The 18,001-nt window shown below is 67.8% G+C and carries 12 protein-coding genes; 4 read left to right on the forward strand and 8 right to left on the reverse strand.

Annotated elements, in window-relative coordinates:
• The first annotated feature begins 97 nt into the window (after positions 1-97).
• From purL to grxD, 3 genes are read left to right on the forward strand one after another with little or no spacing between them, the layout of a single operon-like run.
• The gene (purL, locus tag ACSSVZ_RS19780) at positions 98-2,299 is read left to right on the forward strand and encodes a phosphoribosylformylglycinamidine synthase subunit PurL (protein WP_453972460.1); all 2,202 of its coding nucleotides are present in this window, start codon (positions 98-100) and stop codon (positions 2,297-2,299) included.
• 44 nt (positions 2,300-2,343) lie between these two features.
• Complete coding sequence (locus ACSSVZ_RS19785) at positions 2,344-2,580, forward strand: BolA family protein (protein WP_453962391.1); 237 nt, start codon at positions 2,344-2,346, stop codon at positions 2,578-2,580.
• A gap of 52 nt (positions 2,581-2,632) precedes the next feature.
• On the forward strand, positions 2,633-2,968 hold the full coding sequence (gene grxD / locus ACSSVZ_RS19790; RefSeq protein ID WP_453972461.1) for a Grx4 family monothiol glutaredoxin: 336 nt from the start codon (positions 2,633-2,635) through the stop codon (positions 2,966-2,968).
• 182 nt (positions 2,969-3,150) lie between these two features.
• Here the strand turns inward: grxD and gatA are convergent, their stop codons facing one another.
• From gatA to ACSSVZ_RS19830, 8 genes are all read right to left on the reverse strand, one after another.
• Positions 3,151-4,626: an Asp-tRNA(Asn)/Glu-tRNA(Gln) amidotransferase subunit GatA gene (gatA, locus tag ACSSVZ_RS19795; protein ID WP_453972462.1), complete on the reverse strand. Its 1,476-nt coding sequence runs from the start codon at positions 4,624-4,626 to the stop codon at positions 3,151-3,153.
• 88 nt (positions 4,627-4,714) lie between these two features.
• Positions 4,715-5,002, reverse strand: coding sequence for an Asp-tRNA(Asn)/Glu-tRNA(Gln) amidotransferase subunit GatC (gatC, locus tag ACSSVZ_RS19800; protein WP_453972463.1), 288 nt, complete (start codon positions 5,000-5,002; stop codon positions 4,715-4,717).
• Positions 5,003-5,191: 189 nt separating this feature from the next.
• Positions 5,192-6,358: an ABC transporter permease gene (locus ACSSVZ_RS19805; RefSeq protein ID WP_453972464.1), complete on the reverse strand. Its 1,167-nt coding sequence runs from the start codon at positions 6,356-6,358 to the stop codon at positions 5,192-5,194.
• Entirely contained in the window at positions 6,355-7,380 is a 1,026-nt protein-coding gene (locus tag ACSSVZ_RS19810; RefSeq protein WP_453972522.1) for an ABC transporter permease, read from the reverse strand. Before ACSSVZ_RS19810 ends, ACSSVZ_RS19805 begins: the two co-directional genes overlap by 4 nt.
• 132 nt (positions 7,381-7,512) lie before the next feature.
• Positions 7,513-9,420: an ABC transporter substrate-binding protein gene (locus ACSSVZ_RS19815; protein ID WP_453972465.1), complete on the reverse strand. Its 1,908-nt coding sequence runs from the start codon at positions 9,418-9,420 to the stop codon at positions 7,513-7,515.
• A complete protein-coding gene (locus ACSSVZ_RS19820) occupies positions 9,420-11,315 on the reverse strand; it encodes an ABC transporter ATP-binding protein (protein WP_453972466.1) in 1,896 nt (631 codons plus the stop codon). The genes ACSSVZ_RS19815 and ACSSVZ_RS19820 overlap by 1 nt, the downstream gene beginning before the upstream one ends.
• 213 nt (positions 11,316-11,528) lie before the next feature.
• Positions 11,529-13,538, reverse strand: a complete 2,010-nt coding sequence (locus ACSSVZ_RS19825) for an adenylate/guanylate cyclase domain-containing protein (RefSeq protein WP_453972467.1) — start codon at positions 13,536-13,538, stop codon at positions 11,529-11,531.
• A 130-nt stretch (positions 13,539-13,668) separates the two neighbouring features.
• A complete protein-coding gene (locus tag ACSSVZ_RS19830) occupies positions 13,669-14,883 on the reverse strand; it encodes an acyl-CoA dehydrogenase (protein WP_453972468.1) in 1,215 nt (404 codons plus the stop codon).
• A gap of 195 nt (positions 14,884-15,078) precedes the next feature.
• Between ACSSVZ_RS19830 and pepN the strand changes: the two genes are divergently transcribed.
• Entirely contained in the window at positions 15,079-17,721 is a 2,643-nt protein-coding gene (gene pepN, locus ACSSVZ_RS19835; RefSeq protein ID WP_453972469.1) for an aminopeptidase N, read from the forward strand.
• Positions 17,722-18,001 lie beyond the last annotated feature (280 nt).

An 18,001-nucleotide genomic window follows, 5' to 3' on the forward strand; every position in this document is an offset into this window, starting at 1 on the left:
GCGTTGCGGCCCGCCAATCGCCCGCCAATCGATTGACGCGCGCCGCGCACACGCCTATCCGCGGGGGACATCCACCGAAAGGCCCGACGTCCGCCCCATGTCGATCCCGAACGCGATTGCGATTACCCCCGAGCTCATCGCCGAGCATGGGCTCACGCCCGACGAGTATCAGCGTTTCGTCGGCCTGATCGGCCGCGAGCCGACGATCACCGAGCTCGGCATCGTCTCCGCCATGTGGAACGAGCACTGCTCGTACAAATCCTCCAAGCGATGGCTGAGGACCCTGCCGACCAAGGGCCCGCGGGTGATCCAGGGGCCGGGCGAGAACGCCGGCGTGGTCGACATCGGCAACGGCCGGGCGGTGGTCTTCAAGATGGAGAGCCACAACCACCCCTCCTACATCGAACCCTACCAGGGCGCGACGACGGGCGTGGGCGGCATCCTGCGCGACGTGTTCACCATGGGCGCCCGGCCGATCGCCGCGCTCAACGCGCTGCGCTTCGGCGCGCCGGAGCATCCGCGCACCCGGCATCTGGTCTCCGGCGTCGTGGCCGGCGTCGGCGGTTACGGCAACTCGTTCGGCGTGCCGACGGTGGGCGGCGAGGTCGAGTTCGACCCCTCCTACGACGGCAACTGCCTGGTCAACGCGATGGCCGTGGGCCTTGCCGACACCGACAAGATCTTCCTGTCGAAGGCCGAAGGCGTCGGCATGCCGATCGTCTATCTCGGTTCCAAGACCGGCCGCGACGGCGTCGGCGGCGCGACGATGGCCTCCGCCGCCTTCGACGACACCATCGAGGAGAAACGCCCGACCGTGCAGGTCGGCGATCCGTTCTCCGAGAAGCTGCTGCTGGAAGCCTGCCTCGAGCTGATGGCCACCGGCGCGGTGATCGCCATCCAGGACATGGGGGCCGCCGGCCTTACCTGCTCGGCCGTGGAGATGGGCGCCAAGGGCGATCTCGGCGTGCGCCTCGACCTCGACCACGTGCCGGTGCGCGAGGAGGCCATGTCGGCCTACGAGATGATGCTGTCGGAGAGCCAGGAGCGGATGTTGATGGTGCTGCGGCCCGACCTCAGGGCGCAGGCCGAAGCGATCTTCGTGAAATGGGGCCTCGATTTCGCGGTGGTCGGCGAGACCACCGACGATCTGCGCTTCTCCGTCTGGCACCAGGGCGAGGAAGTTGCCAACCTGCCGATCAAGGAGCTCGGCGACGAGGCGCCGGAATACGACCGCCCGTGGGGCGAACCGGCCAAGCCGACGCCGCTGGCGGCCGCCGACGTGCCCGCTCCGGACGATCTCGGCGCGGTGCTCCTGTCGCTCGTCGGCTCGCCGAACCAGTCGTCGCGGCGCTGGGTGTGGGAGCAGTACGACAACCTGATCCTCGGCGAGACCGTCGCGGGACCCGGCGGCGACGCGGCCCTGGTGCGGATCGGCGATTCGACCCAGGGCCTGGCGATGACCGTCGACGTGACGCCGCGCTACTGCGCCGCCGACCCGTTCGAGGGCGGCAAGCAGGCGGTGGCGGAGGCGTGGCGCAATCTCTCCGCCATCGGCGCCGATCCGCTGGCGGTCACCGACAATCTGAACTTCGGCAACCCCGAGCGGCCCGAGATCATGGGCCAGTTCGTCGGCTGCATCAAAGGCATCGGCGAGGCCTGCACGGCGCTCGACTTCCCCGTCGTCTCCGGCAACGTGTCGCTCTACAACGCCACCGGCGACGAGGCGATCCTGCCGACCCCCACCATCGGCGGCGTCGGGCTGCTGGACGACTACCGCAAGACCGCCGTGGCGGCCTTCGGGGCGGCCGGGGAGCGCGTTCTCCTGGTCGGCGGCCACGGCACCGAAATGGGCCAGTCGATCTATCTGCGCGACGTGCTCGGCCGCTCGGACGGCCCGCCGCCGCACGTCGACCTGGCCCGCGAGCGCGCCAACGGCGACTTCGTCAGAACCGCCATCCGGGAGATGGGGCTGCGCTCCTGCCACGACATCTCGTCGGGCGGGCTCGGCCTGGCGCTGGCCGAGATGGCGATGGCCTCCGGGCTCGGCTGTACGGTCTCCGTGGCGGGTGCGGCGCATGTCGCCCTGTTTTCCGAGGATCAGGCGCGCTACGTTGTGTCGGCGCCGGGCGAGCTTGCCGCACGCCTCGTCGAGGCCGCCGCTGAGGCGGGAATCGACCTCGTCGACATCGGCGAAGTGGGCGGCAGCGAATTGACGGTGGAGGGAACGCTCTCCATATCCGTTGCATCCCTCGTCAAGGCGCACGAGGATTGGTTCCCCGCCTTCATGGGCGCGAGCTGATCGACTGCGTGAGACTTTTCGAGGCGAAAGGACACAACCGCACCATGGCGATGGATGCCAGCGAGATCGAGAAACTGATCAAGACCGCCCTTCCCGACGCGACCGTCGAGATCCGCGACCTCGCCGGCGATGGCGATCACTACGCGGCCGTCGTCGTCTCGGCGGAATTCAAGGGAAAGACCCGCGTCCAGCAGCACCAGATGGTCTACAATGCGCTGCAGGGACAGATGGGCGGTCAGCTTCACGCACTGGCGCTCCAGACCTCGGCGCCGGAGGCCTGAGAGACGCTTCAACCGCCGGACCTTGACCCCGGCCGGATACGGAGATTGCACAATGAGCGACGTCAACACCTGGATTGCCGACACCGTGAAGGAGACCGACGTGGTGCTCTTCATGAAGGGCACGCCGACCTTCCCCCAGTGCGGGTTTTCCGGCCAGGTGGTCCAGATCATGGACTATCTCGGCGTGCCCTATCAGGGCGTGAACGTGCTGGAGTCGGCCGAGCTGCGCCAGGGCATCAAGGACTATTCCAACTGGCCGACGATCCCCCAGCTCTACGTGAAGGGCGAATTCGTCGGCGGCTGCGACATCATCCGCGAGATGTTCCAGGCCGGCGAGCTGCAGGCCCACTTCAAGGACAACGGCATCCCGGTCCGCGAAGCCGTCTGAGGTCCCACCGGCCCACCGGCGTTCGGCTGGACGGGACGACCGGACCGGAACGACGTGACCGGGACGACATCAAACAGGACGAAATGAAAGAGGGCGCTGCCGACATCCGGTCGGACAGCGCCCTTTTTCGTTCGTTCGGATCCGTGCCCGTCGCGCTGGGTGGGCCGGGGCAAGCCGGCAGGTCAGGCCCACCACTTCGACGGCGTGAACGAGCCGGCGGCCTCCTCCAGCGCCCGCGCCGGCGCGAACAGGCCCGCTTCCTTGAACGGCTGGCCGATCAGCTGCAGCCCCAGCGGCAGGCCCTCCGCCGACAGGCCGGCCGGCACCGCGATCGACGGCAGACCCGCCATGTTGACCGGCACGGTGAAGACGTCGCTCAGGTACATCTCCACCGGATCGCTGGTCTTGGCGCCCAGCGGGAACGCCGCACCGGGGGTCGTCGGTGCCAGCACCGCGTCGACGCCGTCGGCGAACACCGTCTCGAAGTCGCGCTTGATCAGCGTGCGCACCTTCTGGGCCTTCAGGTAGTAGGCGTCGTAGTAGCCGGCCGACAGCACGTAGGTGCCGAGCAGGATGCGGCGCTTCACCTCGTCGCCGAAGCCGGCGGCACGGGTCTTCTCGTACATCTCCGCGATCTCGTCGGCCGGCACGCGCACGCCGTAGCGCACGCCGTCGTAGCGGGCGAGATTGGAGGACGCCTCGGCCAGCGCCACGATGTAGTAGGCCGGCAGCGCGTACTTCGTGTGCGGCAGCGAGATCTCGACCACCTCGGCGCCGGCGGCGCGCAGCCAGTCGGCGCCCTTCTGCCACGCCTCCTCGATCTCCGCCGGCATGCCGTCCACCCGGTATTCGCGCGGGATGCCGATCTTCAGCCCCTTCATCGGGCGCTCCAGCGCCGCCTCGTAGTCGTCCACCGGCACGTCGACCGAGGTGGTGTCCTTGTCGTCGACGCTGGCGATCACGCCGAGGATGGCGGCGGCATCCCGCACCGTGCGGGCGACGGGGCCGGCCTGGTCCAGGGACGATGCGTAGGCGACGATGCCGTAGCGCGAACAGCGGCCGTAGGTGGGCTTGAGCCCGACGGTGGCCGTCAGCGCGGCGGGCTGGCGGATCGAGCCGCCGGTGTCGGTTCCAAGTGCAGCCGCGCAGAGATGCGCAGCGACCGCCGCCGCCGACCCGCCCGATGACCCGCCGGGCGTGCGCGGCGTGTCGTCGCCGGTGGCGCGCCAGGGGTTGATCACGTTGCCGAAGGCGGAGTTCTCGGTGGACGAGCCCATCGCGAACTCGTCGAGGTTGAGCTTGCCGAGCAGGACCGCGCCCGCCTTCCACAGATTGTCGGTGACGGTCGATTCGTAGGGCGGCACGAAGTTGCCGAGGATCTTAGAGGCCGCCGTGGAGGCGATCCCCTTGGTGCAGAAGAGGTCCTTCACCCCGAACGGCACGCCGTCGAGCGCGCCGGCCTTGCCCTCGGCGCGCCGCCGGTCGGAGGCGGCCGCCATCTCGCGCGCCGCGTCCGGCGTCTCCAGGATGAACGCGTTCAGCCCCCGCGCCGCTTCGATGGCCGTGATGTAGGCCTCGGTCAGCTCGCTCGAGGTGAAGTCGCCGGCGGCCAGGCCGTCGCGGGCGTCGCACAGCGAAAGCGCCGTCAGATCCGTCACGTGGTGGTCCTTTCCAGAGCGTCCGCCCCGCGCCGGGCGCGCGGACGGGCGAGATCGTCAGAATTCATGGGGTGCCGCAGCGCCCGGCCTACTCGACCACCTTGGGGACGAGATAGTAGCCGTCCTCGCTGTCGGGCGCGTTGGACATCACGTCGTCCAGCCGGTTGCCGTCGGTGACCTTGTCCTCGCGCATCTTCATCGCGGTCGCCACGACGGCCGTCATCGGCGGCACGTCGGTCACGTCCACCTCGGCCAGTTCGTCGACGAAGGCGAGGATGCCGTTGAGCTCGGCGGTCAGCCGCTCCGCCTCTTCCGGCGTCACCGCGATCCGCGCGAGCGAGGCGACGTGCTTCACCGTGCCAGAATCCACCGACATGTCCCGGTCTCCGATGTCCGTGTCGTTACGACCGCGCCACAGCCGGCGCGGGGTTCGCCGCTTGATAGCACCGGCCCGCGCGGCGGGGCAACGGCGGCACGCCACCAGATCACCGCAGGCTCGCGGACCTGGTGGCTTGCAACGGCATGACCCGGCCGGAAAACCGGCCCCCGCCGTTCGCGATCCTGCTCAGTGCTTGTACGGGTCCGCAGCGTCGCGCAGGCCGTCGCCCAGGAAGTTGAAGGCCAGCACCACAATGATCACCGGAATCACCGGCGCCATCAGCCACGGATAGACCGTCACCACGGTGATGTTCTGCGCCTCGTTGAGGAGCACGCCCCACGACACCGCCGGGCGCTGCAGGCCGAGGTTCAGGAACGACAGCGCCGTCTCGCCGAGGATCATGGTCGGGATCGACAGGGTGGCCGAGGCGATGATGTGGCTGGTGAAGCCCGGCAGCAGGTGCTTGCGGATCACGCGGCCGGCGGGTGCGCCCATCAGCACGGCGGCGCGGGCATACTCTTCCTCGCGCAGCGACAGGAGCTTCGAGCGGACCGCCCTGGCAAGTCCCGGCCAGTCGAGCAGCCCGAGAATGACGGTGATGCCGAAATAGACCCAGAGCTGGCTCCAGGTGACCGGGATCGCCGCCGACAGCGCCATCCACAGCGGCAGTTCGGGCAGCGAGCGCAGGATTTCGATGAGCCGCATGATGGCCGAATCGACGATCCCGCCGAGATAGCCGGCCAGCCCGCCGAAGAACATGCCGAGGAAGATCGAGATGGCCACGCCGACCAGGCCGATCGTCAGCGACAGCCGCGCGCCGTAGACGAGGCCCGACAGCACGTCGCGGCCGAGCCGGTCCGTTCCGAACAGGAAGAACGTGCCGCCCTTCGCCGGACAGACGAGGTGGAACCGCGAGTCCCACATGCCCCAGAACTGGTAGCTGTCCCCGAGGCAGAAGAAGCGCAGCGGCTGCACGTCCTCCCGGTTCACCGTGTACTCCCATTGCAGGGTGTCGAGGTTCACCGTCGATTCGAAGCCGTAGACGAACGGTCCGACGAAGCGGCCGTTGTCGAACAGATGCATCATCTGCGGCGGCGCGTAGAGATGATTGTTGTCCCGGGCATTCGGGTCGTAGGGCGCGATCACTTCGGCGAACGGAACGCAGAGATAGAACAGGATCAGGATGACGCCGGACCACAGCGCCAGCTTGTGGCGCTTGAAGCGCCACCAGATGATCTTCCACTGGGAAGCCTGGTAGAAGCTCTCCTGCTCCGGGGTGAGCGTCTCGGCCTCCTGCGGATCGAACGGCTCACGGTCGACGTAGTGCTCGGTCATGGGCGACAGGTGGCTCATTTCGACGCCTGGCCTCCAAGCCGGATCCGCGGATCCAGGACGGCGAGCAGCAGGTCGGAGATCAGCATCCCGATCAGCGTGAGCACCGCGACGAACAGCAGGATGAATCCCGCCAGGAACTGGTCCTGCGACTGCAGCGCCGACAGCAGCACCGGCCCCACCGTCGGCAGGTTGAGCACCACCGAGACGATCACCGAGCCCGACACCAGCGACGGGATCAGGTTGCCGATGTCGGCAATGAATGGGTTGAGCGCCATGCGCAGCGGATACTTCAGGAGCAGCTTGTTCTCCTTCAGCCCCTTGGCCCGCGCCGTCGTCACGTACTGGCGGTGGAGTTCGTCGAGCAGGTTGGCGCGCAGGCGCCGGATCATCGCCGCCGTCCCCGCCGTTCCGATCACGATGGTGGGCACGATCAGGTGGCCGAGGATGGAGCCGAGCTTGCCCAGGCTCATGGACTGGTCGACGTACTGGGGATCCATCAGGCCGCCGATGGACAGATCGAACCACCGGTTCGCCAGGAACAGCAGGATCAGGCCCAGCAGGAAGTTCGGCGTTGCCAGGCCAAGATAGCCGAGAAACGTGAAGCCGTAGTCGCCCCAGCTGTATTGCCGCGTGGCGGAATAGATGCCGATCGGGAACGAGACGATGTAGACGAACAGGACGGTCGCGAAATTCAGGATCACCGTGAGCAGAAGCGTGCCCGACAACACCTCCTGCACCGGCTTCTGGAATTCGAAGGACCAGCCCCAGTTGCCCTGCAGCAGCCCGTCGAAGCCGTTGGGCCCCGGCCAGATGCCCACCCAGATGCCGTAGCGCTCGACGAACGGCTTATCGAGCGCGAACTGGTCGCGGAGGAATTCCACGCGGGCGATCGCCGCAGATTCCCCCTGCATGCGGAGCTGCTCGATCTGGTTCGACAGATAGTCTCCCGGCGGCAGCTCGATGATCGTGAAAATCAGGAAGCTGATGACGAACAGCGTCGGAACCATCGTCAGCAGCCGTTTGAGGATGTAGACGCCCATGATCTCGCTGTCGCTCAACCGTCCCCACGAATGGAGCGCCGGCCGTTGGGATGGATGGTCGGAATCGGCGTATCCGACCGGCCGCCGACCGCGCCGCCCCGATCGGGCGCGATCGACGTCCTGAGGGTTAGCCTACTTGGACGGATCGAAGAAGAACTCGTCCATCCGATACATACCGAACTGCGCGCCGGGATCCCATCCGTAGACGGCCTCCGCCGGCACGTTCTTCAGGTTGTTCTTGACGACCACCGGCTGGCGGACGCCGGCCACCGTGCCGATCGTCAGCTGCTGATCGGCGTGGATATGCAGGATCTGCTGCCACTTGGCGGCCATTTCCTCGTCGTCGACGGCCAGCAGCCAGTCCTGGTAGGCCTGATAGAGTTCCTTGATCGGCTCGTAGTCGATCTGCTCGCCGCTCTCGCCCTTGCTCATCACGTAGGCGCCCCAGGCCGGCCCCACATAGAAGGTGGTATCCAGCGGCACCCTCTGGTGCGGCGCCATCTCGGCCGTCGGAATGCCGTTGTCGAACCCCGACCACACCAGCATCATCAGGTCGCCCGAGAACGCCCGGTTGCGCAGGATGTCGCGCTGGCTCGGCCGGATGAAGAGCGCGATGCCGGCTTCGGCCCAGGTGTCCTTGATGAGCTCCAGCGCATCGATCTCCTCGCGGCTCTCGCCCGAGGTCTCGATGATGATCTCCAGCGGCCGGCCGTTTTCCATCAGCCGCACGCCATCGGAGCGGCGCTTGTCGAGGCCGATCTCGTCGAGCAGCGCGTTCGCCTTCTCGATGTCGAAGTTCGCCCACAGCGTCTGGAACTCTTCCTTGTAGAGCGGGCTCGCGTCCAGCACGGCATTGTTGCTCGCGCGCGCCAGTCCGAAATACAGGACCCGGTTGATCGCCTCCCGGTCGATCGCAAGCGACAGGGCGCGCCGGAACCGCACGTCGCGGAACAGCGTGCGCCAGTCCGGATCGTTGGTGGTCAGGTTCGGGTAGATGGTGATCTGGTTCGCCTTGGCGATCGGCCACAGCCGCGTCTTGTAGTTCTCGTTCTCCTCGCCGCGCTTGAGCACCGTGATGTCGGGGAAGCCGAGGCCGCGGGCCTGCAGGTCGACCTCGCCCGCCTGGGTCTTGGCGGCGATCAGGCTCCCTTCGGACACGTTCATGATGACGCGGTCGACGTAGGGCAGCTGCTGGCCGGTGGAATCGATGCGGTGAAAGTACGGATTGCGGGTCATGATGGCCCGGCGGTCGGTGCCCTCGTGCGACGGAACCCATGGCTGCAGCGAGGGCATGTCCGGGTTCGTGGCGTCGTACATCTCGTCCTTCTGGTTGTGCAGCTGCGCCCAGTTGCGCACCTTCGCATCCGTGACCTCCTTCTGGATGATCTGCGGATCGCCGTACTTCGTGTGGAAGGACTTCAGGTAGTGCGCCGGCCGGTAGATGAACGGCGGCGCCGCCTCGGCAAGCGTCGGCAGGAACTGCGGATTCGGCTCCGGCCACGTGTAGCGGACGGTGGTCTCGTCGAGCACCTCGAACACCGGCGGCACGCCGTTGACCAGCATGAACTGCGGCGGTCCGGACGGCGTCAGCTCCTTGTTGTTGACGATGTCCTCCCAGTAGTAGCGGAAGTCCTCGGAGGTGAACGGCTTGCCGTCAGACCATTTGTGCCCCTTGCGCAGATGCAGCGTGAACGAGGCCCCGTCTTCCACGTCGACGTCGGCGAGGATGTCGGGCACGAGCTCGAGGTCCTCCGTGTAGCCGACGAGCCGCGCATAGCCCCAGACGTTGATCAGCCGCACGTCCTTGCTGCGCCCGATCAGCGTCTCGATGTCGCCGCCCGGGATGCCGGTTTCGCGGCCTTCCTTCGGCAGGTCGACGATCAGCGGATCCTCGGGGATGCGTTCGGCGATCGGCGGCAGGCCCTCCGGGTGCGTCCGGGAGAGCGTCGGCGTCTCCTTCAGCGGGGGCAGGTCCTGGGCATGCGCGCCGGTTCCGACGAGGAGGCATCCAAGGGCGGCGAGAAAGAGACGGGGCAACATCACACGGCTTCCTTCAGGGGCGGGCTTGCGAGACCGGGTGCACAGACGAAGTGGTTCGGAGACACTTCCACCAGAACCGGTTCGGTGCTGTCGTCGAGCCTGTAGGGCTCGGGCCAGGCCGAGGGCTGCGATGCCCTGGTCTGGGACAGATGATCGAAGTCGAGCCGATGATCGAGGCTCGCCTCGGGGACCGCGGCCAGAAGCGCCTGGGTGTAGGGATGCTGGGCGTCGTTGACCACCGCCGCGGTCGGGCCCATCTCCACGAGGCGCCCCTTGCACATCACCGCGACGCGCTCCGACAGATAGTCGACCACCGCCAGGTTGTGGCTGACGAACAGGTAGGTCAGCCCGAGCTCCGACTTGAGGTCCTGCAGCAGGTTGAGGATCTGCGCCTGTACCGACACGTCGAGGGCGGACACCGGCTCGTCGCAGACCACCAGGTCGGGCTTCAGCGCGAGCGCCCGCGCAATGCCGATGCGCTGGCGCTGGCCGCCGGACAGGGAGTGGGGGTAGCGGCGCAGATAGCGCTGGTCGAGGCCGACGAGCGCCATCAGCTCACGCACCCAGTCGGCGCGTTCCGCCGGCGTGCCGATGTTGTGGATGACCATCGGCTCCATCAGGATCTCGTTCAGCGACATCCGCGGATTGAGCGACGAGAACGGATCCTGGAAGATCATCTGGACGCGGCGGCGGTAGTCCATCAGGTCGGCGCCGCGGAGCTCGGCGATGTTCCTGAGGCCCGCGCCGGCATCGAACTTCACGCTGCCGCTGTCGGGCGTCAGCGCCCGCATCACCGCCATCGCCGTCGTCGTCTTGCCGGAGCCGGATTCGCCGACGAGCCCGAGACACTCCCCGCGGTTGATCGTCAGCGAGACACCGTCGAGCGCCTTCAGGGCGTGGGCTTTGCCCTTCGAGAAGAAGCCGCTCTGGCGCAGCGAGAACGACTTCGTGATCCGGTCGACGACGAGCAGCGGCCCGCCGCCCTTCCCGCCTTCGCCGGAGCCATGCTCCTGCTTGCTCGACAGGAAGCCGCCGATCTTAGGTGCGATCGGCCGGATCGGCCGCAGCCGCTCGTCGGCCGCCATGTGGAAGGTCGGCACCGCATTCAGCAGCGCCTTCAGATAGGGATGCTCCGGCGCCCGGAACACCGTCTCCACCGGCCCGGCCTCCATCACCCGGCCCTGGTAGACCACCACCACGGCATCGGCCATGTTGGCCACCACGCCGAAGTCATGGGTGATCAGCAGCACCGACATCTGCAGCTCCTGCTGCACGTCGCGGATCAGCTTCAGGATTTCCGCCTGGATGGTCACGTCGAGCGCGGTGGACGGCTCGTCGGCGACCAGCAGCGCCGGACGGCAGATCAGCGCCATCGCGATCATCGCGCGCTGGCGCAGGCCGCCGGAAAGCTCGAAGGGATAGGTGTCGAGGGCCCGGTCCGGGTCGGGGAACTGCACCAGCCGCAGCATGTCCCGGGTGGCCTCCCGGGCCTCCTCCTTCGACATGTTCTGGTGCAGGCGGGCCGCTTCGCCGATCTGGTCGCCGATGGTGTGGAGCGGCGACAGCGAGGTCATCGGCTCCTGGAAGATCATGGCGATGCGGTTGCCGCGGATGTTCCGCATCGTCTGGCCGTCGCGCTCGAGCGCCGCGATGTCCACCGGGTCCACGCCGCCGGCGGGATCGGTGAACAGGATCTGCCCGGAGGCGATCTGCGCGGCGGGCGGCAGCAGCCCCATGACGGCCTGGGAAATGGTGGACTTGCCGCAGCCGGACTCGCCCACGAGCGCGAGCGTCTTCGCGTGCGGAATATCGAACGACACCCCGTCGACGGCACGCGTGGTGCCGCTGTCCGAGTGATACTCGATACAGAGATCGCGTATGGATACGACGCTCACTCGCCCTCCCGATCAAGCAATCCGCAGCGCCGCCGAGGCCCCTTTCCCCAGCAGCGGATGCCGTCCACCTAGAGCATTTTCGGGTTGAGGGGAATCACCGAACCGCCCGAAAGCGCCTCACATGCTGGAAATAGTCTACGGGGGGATGGAAATGCGACACAAGCCGCGCATTCAGCGCGCGCCTCCCCCGGCGTTCACGCCCGTGCGGGCCTCTCAGGCGTCGTCCGCTTCGGGGTCTTCCGGTGCGGGGACTGCCGCCGGCAATTCGGTGCCGAGAAGCCGCCAGATGTCGACCAGCGCCTCCCGGCCGGTCAGATGGACGGCGCCCACCGGCTCGCGGGCCACCGGGAAACTCAGCCGGTTGACGGTCTCCTCGCTGGCCAGAATGATCGCATCGGCGGAGGCATCGATGTTGCGGCCGAACGATTCCAGCCGCGCGGCGACGTTCACCGTGTCGCCGACGATGGTGTAGTTCACCCGGTCCGGCGCGCCGAGATTGCCGACGATCACCGAGCCGGAATGCACGCCGATGCGGATCCTGAGCGGCAGGTCGCCGTTCTGCCGCGACTGAGCCGCGCACGCCTCGGCGTGGCGCTTGATCGACAGCGCGGTCCGCACCGCGCGGTCGGCATGGTCCGGCACGTCGCTCTCGGCCCAGAACGCCATCATACCGTCGCCCATGAACTTGTCGACGATGCCCAGCTCCGTCTCCACGCACGCCACCAGCCCGGCGAAATGCGCGTTGAGGACGCAGGAGGCCTCCTCCGCGGTCATCCGCTCCGAAAGCGCCGTGAAGCCCACGATGTCGGTGAACAGGACGGTCGCCTGCTGCGACCGGCTGCGCGTCGCCTCGTCGAAGCCGCGCTGCAGGAGACGATGCACCAGCTGGCGCGGAACGTAGAGGGAGAAGGTCCGCAGCCCCTCGACCATCGAATTGAAGGCGCGCGCTTCCGTGTCGACCTCGAAGATCCGGCTTTCCGGGAGCCGGCCGACCTGATCGAACTCGAAGCGGGCGATGCGCTCGGCTTCCGGTGCGATCCGGCCGACCGCCCGGGCGATGGAGCGTCCCGTGAAGATGGCAACCACGACCGACAGCGCCAGCAGGACGAGGCCGATGACGAAGGAGCCGCGCAGCCTTTGAACCTCGTCCATCACCTCGTAGTCCGGCTCGAAGAGAACGGCATACCAGGGTTCGGGCCCGTAGCCCTGGATCTTCCGGGTCAGGAGGACGAATGGCCCGTCCTCGGTCTCGATGGTGCTGACGGAAACTCTGTCCCTGGACGCACGCTCGAAACCCTCGAGCGGCTTTCGATCGGGGAAGCGGCTCAGGAGCGGGTCGTCCAGCGTGTTGAGCGGTACCGTCGGGCTCCCCTCCTTGGAGTCCAGCGGCACCAGCTCTCCCGCGGGCGTGGTATGGGCGAACACGGTATTCTCGCCATAAAGAAGAGCGGCTGCGCTCGAGAATTTCCGTCCCACGTCTTCGACGATGTCAGACAGGCCGTCGATGCCGACGGCGGCGACCACGTAGCCGTCGAGGTGACCGCTTCGCGACAGCGGGGCGGCGACGTTCATGTAGGTGGCGCCGCCAACGTAGACCGGCGGGCCCCATCTCGGCGGATCGCCGAGCCGGATCGACTTCAGGCCCTCTTCGACCTGCGGCGAAACCGCCTTCGCCCCGGTCGTGAACGCGGTGCTCCCGTCGGCGTCGCGATAGACACCCTCGGCATCCAGGTCCCGGGTGTAGATCACGATCGCCTGGATGGCACGGTCGGCGGCCAGCATGCCTTCCAGCAGCGCGGTCCGATTGGCGGTCTGCTGCAGGTCTATCCTGCCCTCCGCATAGAGGCGCGTCAGCGCCGATACCACCGGCTCGACGTTGGAAACCCGGTCGGTGATGCGCTCGACGAGCGTCTCCATCACCAGCACGGCCTTGTCGTTCAGGAGGGTGTAGGTGTTCTGGAAATTCGCGGCGACCGTCAGCAGCAGGACGCTCAGGATCGCGATGCCGACCAGCATGCCCGAGGTGCCGGCGAGAAACGCGGCCAGCGACAGTTTCGGCCACAGCCGATTGCGCGGCGATCCCGCCGCGGCCGCCGTGTATCTGCCAGCCCCCGGCGACGGCTTCGCCCGCGGCACGGGAACCGCTTCGGCCACGACGGCCGGCACGGGCTTGCCCGCCGGCGCCAGTTCGCGACCAGCGGCGTGCTTCCTACGCTTCCACACCGCTGACCGCTCCCCGCCCCTGTTGCCCCGACCCGTTGCAGCCGGAAACGCGACCCGACCGCACCGCCCTACGCAAGCGCAGGACGGGCTGTCGCGCCGCGGTCACCGGGCCGCCGGGTCCGGCGACGCCTTACGAGAACGCCTGGATGCCGGTCTGCGCCCGGCCCAGGATCAGCGCGTGCACGTCATGGGTGCCCTCGTAGGTGTTGACCGTCTCCAGGTTCGCCATGTGACGGATCACCTGGTACTCCTCCGAGATGCCGTTGCCGCCGTGCATGTCGCGGGCGACGCGGGCGATGTCGAGGGCCTTGCCGCAATTGTTGCGCTTGATCAGCGAGATCATCTCCGGCGCCATCTTGCCGTCGTCGAACAGCCGCCCGATGCGCAGCGCCGCCTGCAGGCCGAGGGCGATCTCGGTCTGCATGTTGGCGAGCTTCAGCTGCACGAGCTGGGTCGCGGCGAGCGGCCGGCCGAACTGCTTGCGGTCCAGCGTGTACTGGCGCGCGGCGTGCCAGCAGAATTCCGCAGCCCCCATCGCGCCCCAGGCGATGCCGTAGCGGGCCCGGTTGAGGCAGCCGAACGGCCCCTTCAGGCCGGCGACGTTGGGCAGCAGGTTCGCCTCCGGCACCACGACGCCGTCCATGACGATCTCGCCGGTGATCGAGGCGCGCAGCGACAGCTTGCCCTGGATCTTCGGCGCGCTGAGCCCGGCCATCCCCTTCTCCAGGATGAAGCCGCGGATCTGGCCGTCGTGGGCCGACGATTTCGCCCAGACGACGAACACGTCGGCGATCGGCGCATTGGAGATCCACGTCTTCGAGCCGGTCAGCTTGTAGCCGCCGTCGACCTTGTCGGCGCGGGTCTTCATGCCGCCGGGATCGGAGCCCGCGTCGGGCTCGGTCAGGCCGAAGCAGCCGACGAACTCGCCGGACGCCAGCTTCGGCAGGTACTTTTTGCGCTGGCTGTCGTCGCCGTAGGCGTAGATCGGATACATCACCAGCGAGGACTGCACGCTCATCATCGAGCGGTAGCCGGAATCGACCCGCTCCACTTCGCGCGCCACCAGTCCGTAGGAGACGTAGCCGGCACCGACGCCGCCGAACTCCTCCGGGATCGTCACGCCCAGCAGGCCGAGCTCGCCCATCTCGTTGAAGATGGCGCGATCGGTCTTCTCTTCCCGATACGCCTCGATCACCCGCGGCTGCAGCTTGTCCTGCGCGTACTGGGCGGCCGTATCGCGGATCATCCGCTCTTCTTCCGAGAGCTGGTCCTCCAGCAGGAACGGATCGGACCAGGCGAAGGACGAGGACGTCCGGGTGGGCGCGGAATCGGCCGCAGCAGTCATGCCGTGTGTCTCCTGAACAAACTTTCGCGTTTGGCCGCACTGTATAGAAGCGGGCCACTGCCCGGCAAGCACGGCCTAGCGCGATGTGGGCCATGGGCGTTATGACGGGGGCGGGCGCACGCCCCCGCAGTTCCGGTTCGCCGTGACGGCAAGCACGGTCGACCACTCACCACGACAGGGATTGGGACAGGCTCGATGAAGACTCCGACCGGCCAGAGCGTTCGCCTCGAGGACTACCGACCGACGCCGTACGCGATCGACACGGTCGCGCTCGATTTCCGCCTCGACCCCACCGCGACGAAGGTCACCTCGACGCTCGCCATCGAGCCGCGCGACGGCACCGCGCCCGGCACGCCGCTGGAGCTTTCGGGAGATGCCCTCACCTTCTTGGCCGCGTCGGTCGACGGCGCGCAGCTCTCCGAGGACGCCTACGTCGTCTCCTCCGACGCCTTCCGCCTGAAGCAGCCTCCGGCCGGCCCGTTCAGCCTGACCATCGAGACCGAGATCGACCCGGAGGGCAATTCGGAGCTGATGGGGCTGTTCCGCTCCAGCGGCACCTACTGTTCCCAGTGCGAGCCGGAAGGCTTCCGCCGGATCACCTACTTCCTCGACCGCCCCGACGTGCTGTCGGTCTACACGACCCGCCTGGAGGGCCCGAAGGACCAGGTGCCGGTGCTGCTGTCGAACGGCAATCCGATCGAGGAAGGCGACCTCGAGGGCGGCCGTCATTTCGTCGTCTGGCACGATCCGTTCCGCAAGCCGAGCTACCTGTTCGCGGCCGTCGCCGGCGACCTCGCCTGCGTCTCCGACACCTTCGTCACCGCCTCCGGCCGCACCGTCGACCTCAGGATCTACGTGGAAAAGGGCAAGGAGGACCGCTGCGACTGGGCGATGGACAGCCTCAAGCGCTCGATGCGCTGGGACGAGGTCCGGTTCGGCCGCGAGTACGATCTCGACATCTTCATGATCGTCGCGGTGTCCGACTTCAACATGGGGGCGATGGAGAACAAGGGCCTCAACATCTTCAACGACAAGTACATCCTGGCCGACCCGAGCACCGCCACCGACGTCGACTACGCCGGCATCGAGAGCGTCATCGCCCACGAGTACTTCCACAACTGGACCGGCGACCGCATCACCTGCCGGGATTGGTTCCAGCTGTGCCTGAAGGAAGGCCTGACGGTCTACCGCGACCAGGAGTTCACCTCCGACGAGCGCTCCCGGCCGGTGAAGCGCATCTCCGACGTGCGCACCCTGAAGGCCCACCAGTTTCCAGAGGACGCCGGCCCGCTCGCCCACCCGGTGCGCCCGCACACCTACCGCGAGATCAACAACTTCTACACCGCGACGGTCTACGAGAAGGGCGCCGAAGTGGTGCGGATGCTCGCCACCCGCCTCGGTGAGGACGGCTTCCGCGCCGGCATGGATCTCTATTTCGAGCGCCACGACGGCGACGCCGCGACCATCGAGGACTTCATCGCCTGCTTCGCCGAGGCGACCGGGACCGATCTCGACGCGATGCTCATCTGGTACGAGCAGGCCGGCACCCCGACGGTGACGGCCGACGGCGCCTACGACGCGGACGCGGCCACCTTCACGCTCGAACTCACCCAGACGGTGCCGCCCACCCCCGGCCAGCGCGACAAGCAGCCGATGCCCATCCCGATCCGCTTCGGCCTGGTCGGCCCCAACGGCGAGGACATGGACATCGAGCGGATCGAAGGCGCCGACGTCGCCGACGACGTGCTCTTGCTCACCGACGCCGCCCAGACCGTCGTCTTCCACGGCATCGGCGCCCGTCCGGTGCCATCGCTTCTGCGGAATTTTTCGGCCCCCGTCCGGCTCCTCTCCAACGCCGACGGCGCCGACCGCATGTTCCTGCTCGCCCACGACAGCGATCCGTTCAACCGCTGGGAGGCGGCCCAGGCGATCGCCACCGAACTGCTGAAGGCGGGGACGGAGGCGGCCCGCACCGGCGGCACCCCGGCCGGCGATCCGGAGTTCGTGCGCGGCCTCGGCACGATCGCCGAGGACGACGGCCTGGAGCCGGCCTATCGGGCCCTCGCCCTGCAGCTGCCGGCGGAATCCGACATTTTCCGCGAGATCGGCTCCGAGGTCGATCCGGCCGCCATTGCGGTCGCCCGGCGCGCCCTGAAGGTGGAGATCGGCAAGGGCCTGGCCGACACCTTCGAGCGTCTGTACGCCGATCTGGCGGATGACGGGGACTACACCCCCGACGCCGCCTCGACCGGCCGCCGAGCCCTGCGCAACGGCGCCCTCGACTATCTCGTCACCGCCGGGATCGATGGATGGGAGGCCCTGGCACGCGCCCACTTCGAGAGCGCCCGCAACATGACCGACCGGCTGGCGGCGCTGACCACACTCGCCATGAACCGCCTGCCGTCGGCCGATGCGGCGTTCACCGCCTTCGCGGAGATGTTCGAGGGCGACGCGCTGGCCATGGACAAGTGGCTGTCCCTGCAGGCGATGATCCCGGAGGAGGACAACCTCGACCGGGTCCGCAGGCTGATGGACCACCCCGCCTTCTCGTTCGCCAACCCGAACCGCGTGCGCGCCCTGATCGGGGCGTTCGCCACCGGCAACCCGGTGGCGTTCCACAACCCCGACGGCACCGGCTACCACTATCTGGCGAGCGTGGTGATCGAACTCGACGGCAAGAACCCGCAGGTCGCCGCCCGGCTCCTTGCGGCCTTCCGGTCCTGGCGCGCGCTGGAGCCGGGACGCCAGGCGCTTGCCAAGGCCGAGTTGGAGCGGGTGGCCGAACGCGAAGGCCTGTCCACCGACACCTCCGACATCGTCACCCGCATCCTCGGATAGCGACAATCGGGATCCCACCCCCGAAGGCCGACCGTCCGGCCTTCGGGGCACCGTCGGGGCTGCCTTGCTCGGCCCCCCTCCAACCGAGAAGCGCGCAGCCGGTCCCCGGCCGGGCGCCCCCTCACCCGCAAATCAGGTGGCCGTCACACGGTCCGGTCGCGCAGGCGGCGGATTCGCCCTCGGCGACGACCTGAAAATCGCAGTCCGATTCGCGGGTTACGGAAAATTAATCAAAACCCTAGACAACAGGATTCGCGTCGATTCAAATGCAAATGATTCG

It is taken from the genome of Amorphus sp. MBR-141, from assembly GCF_053628695.1.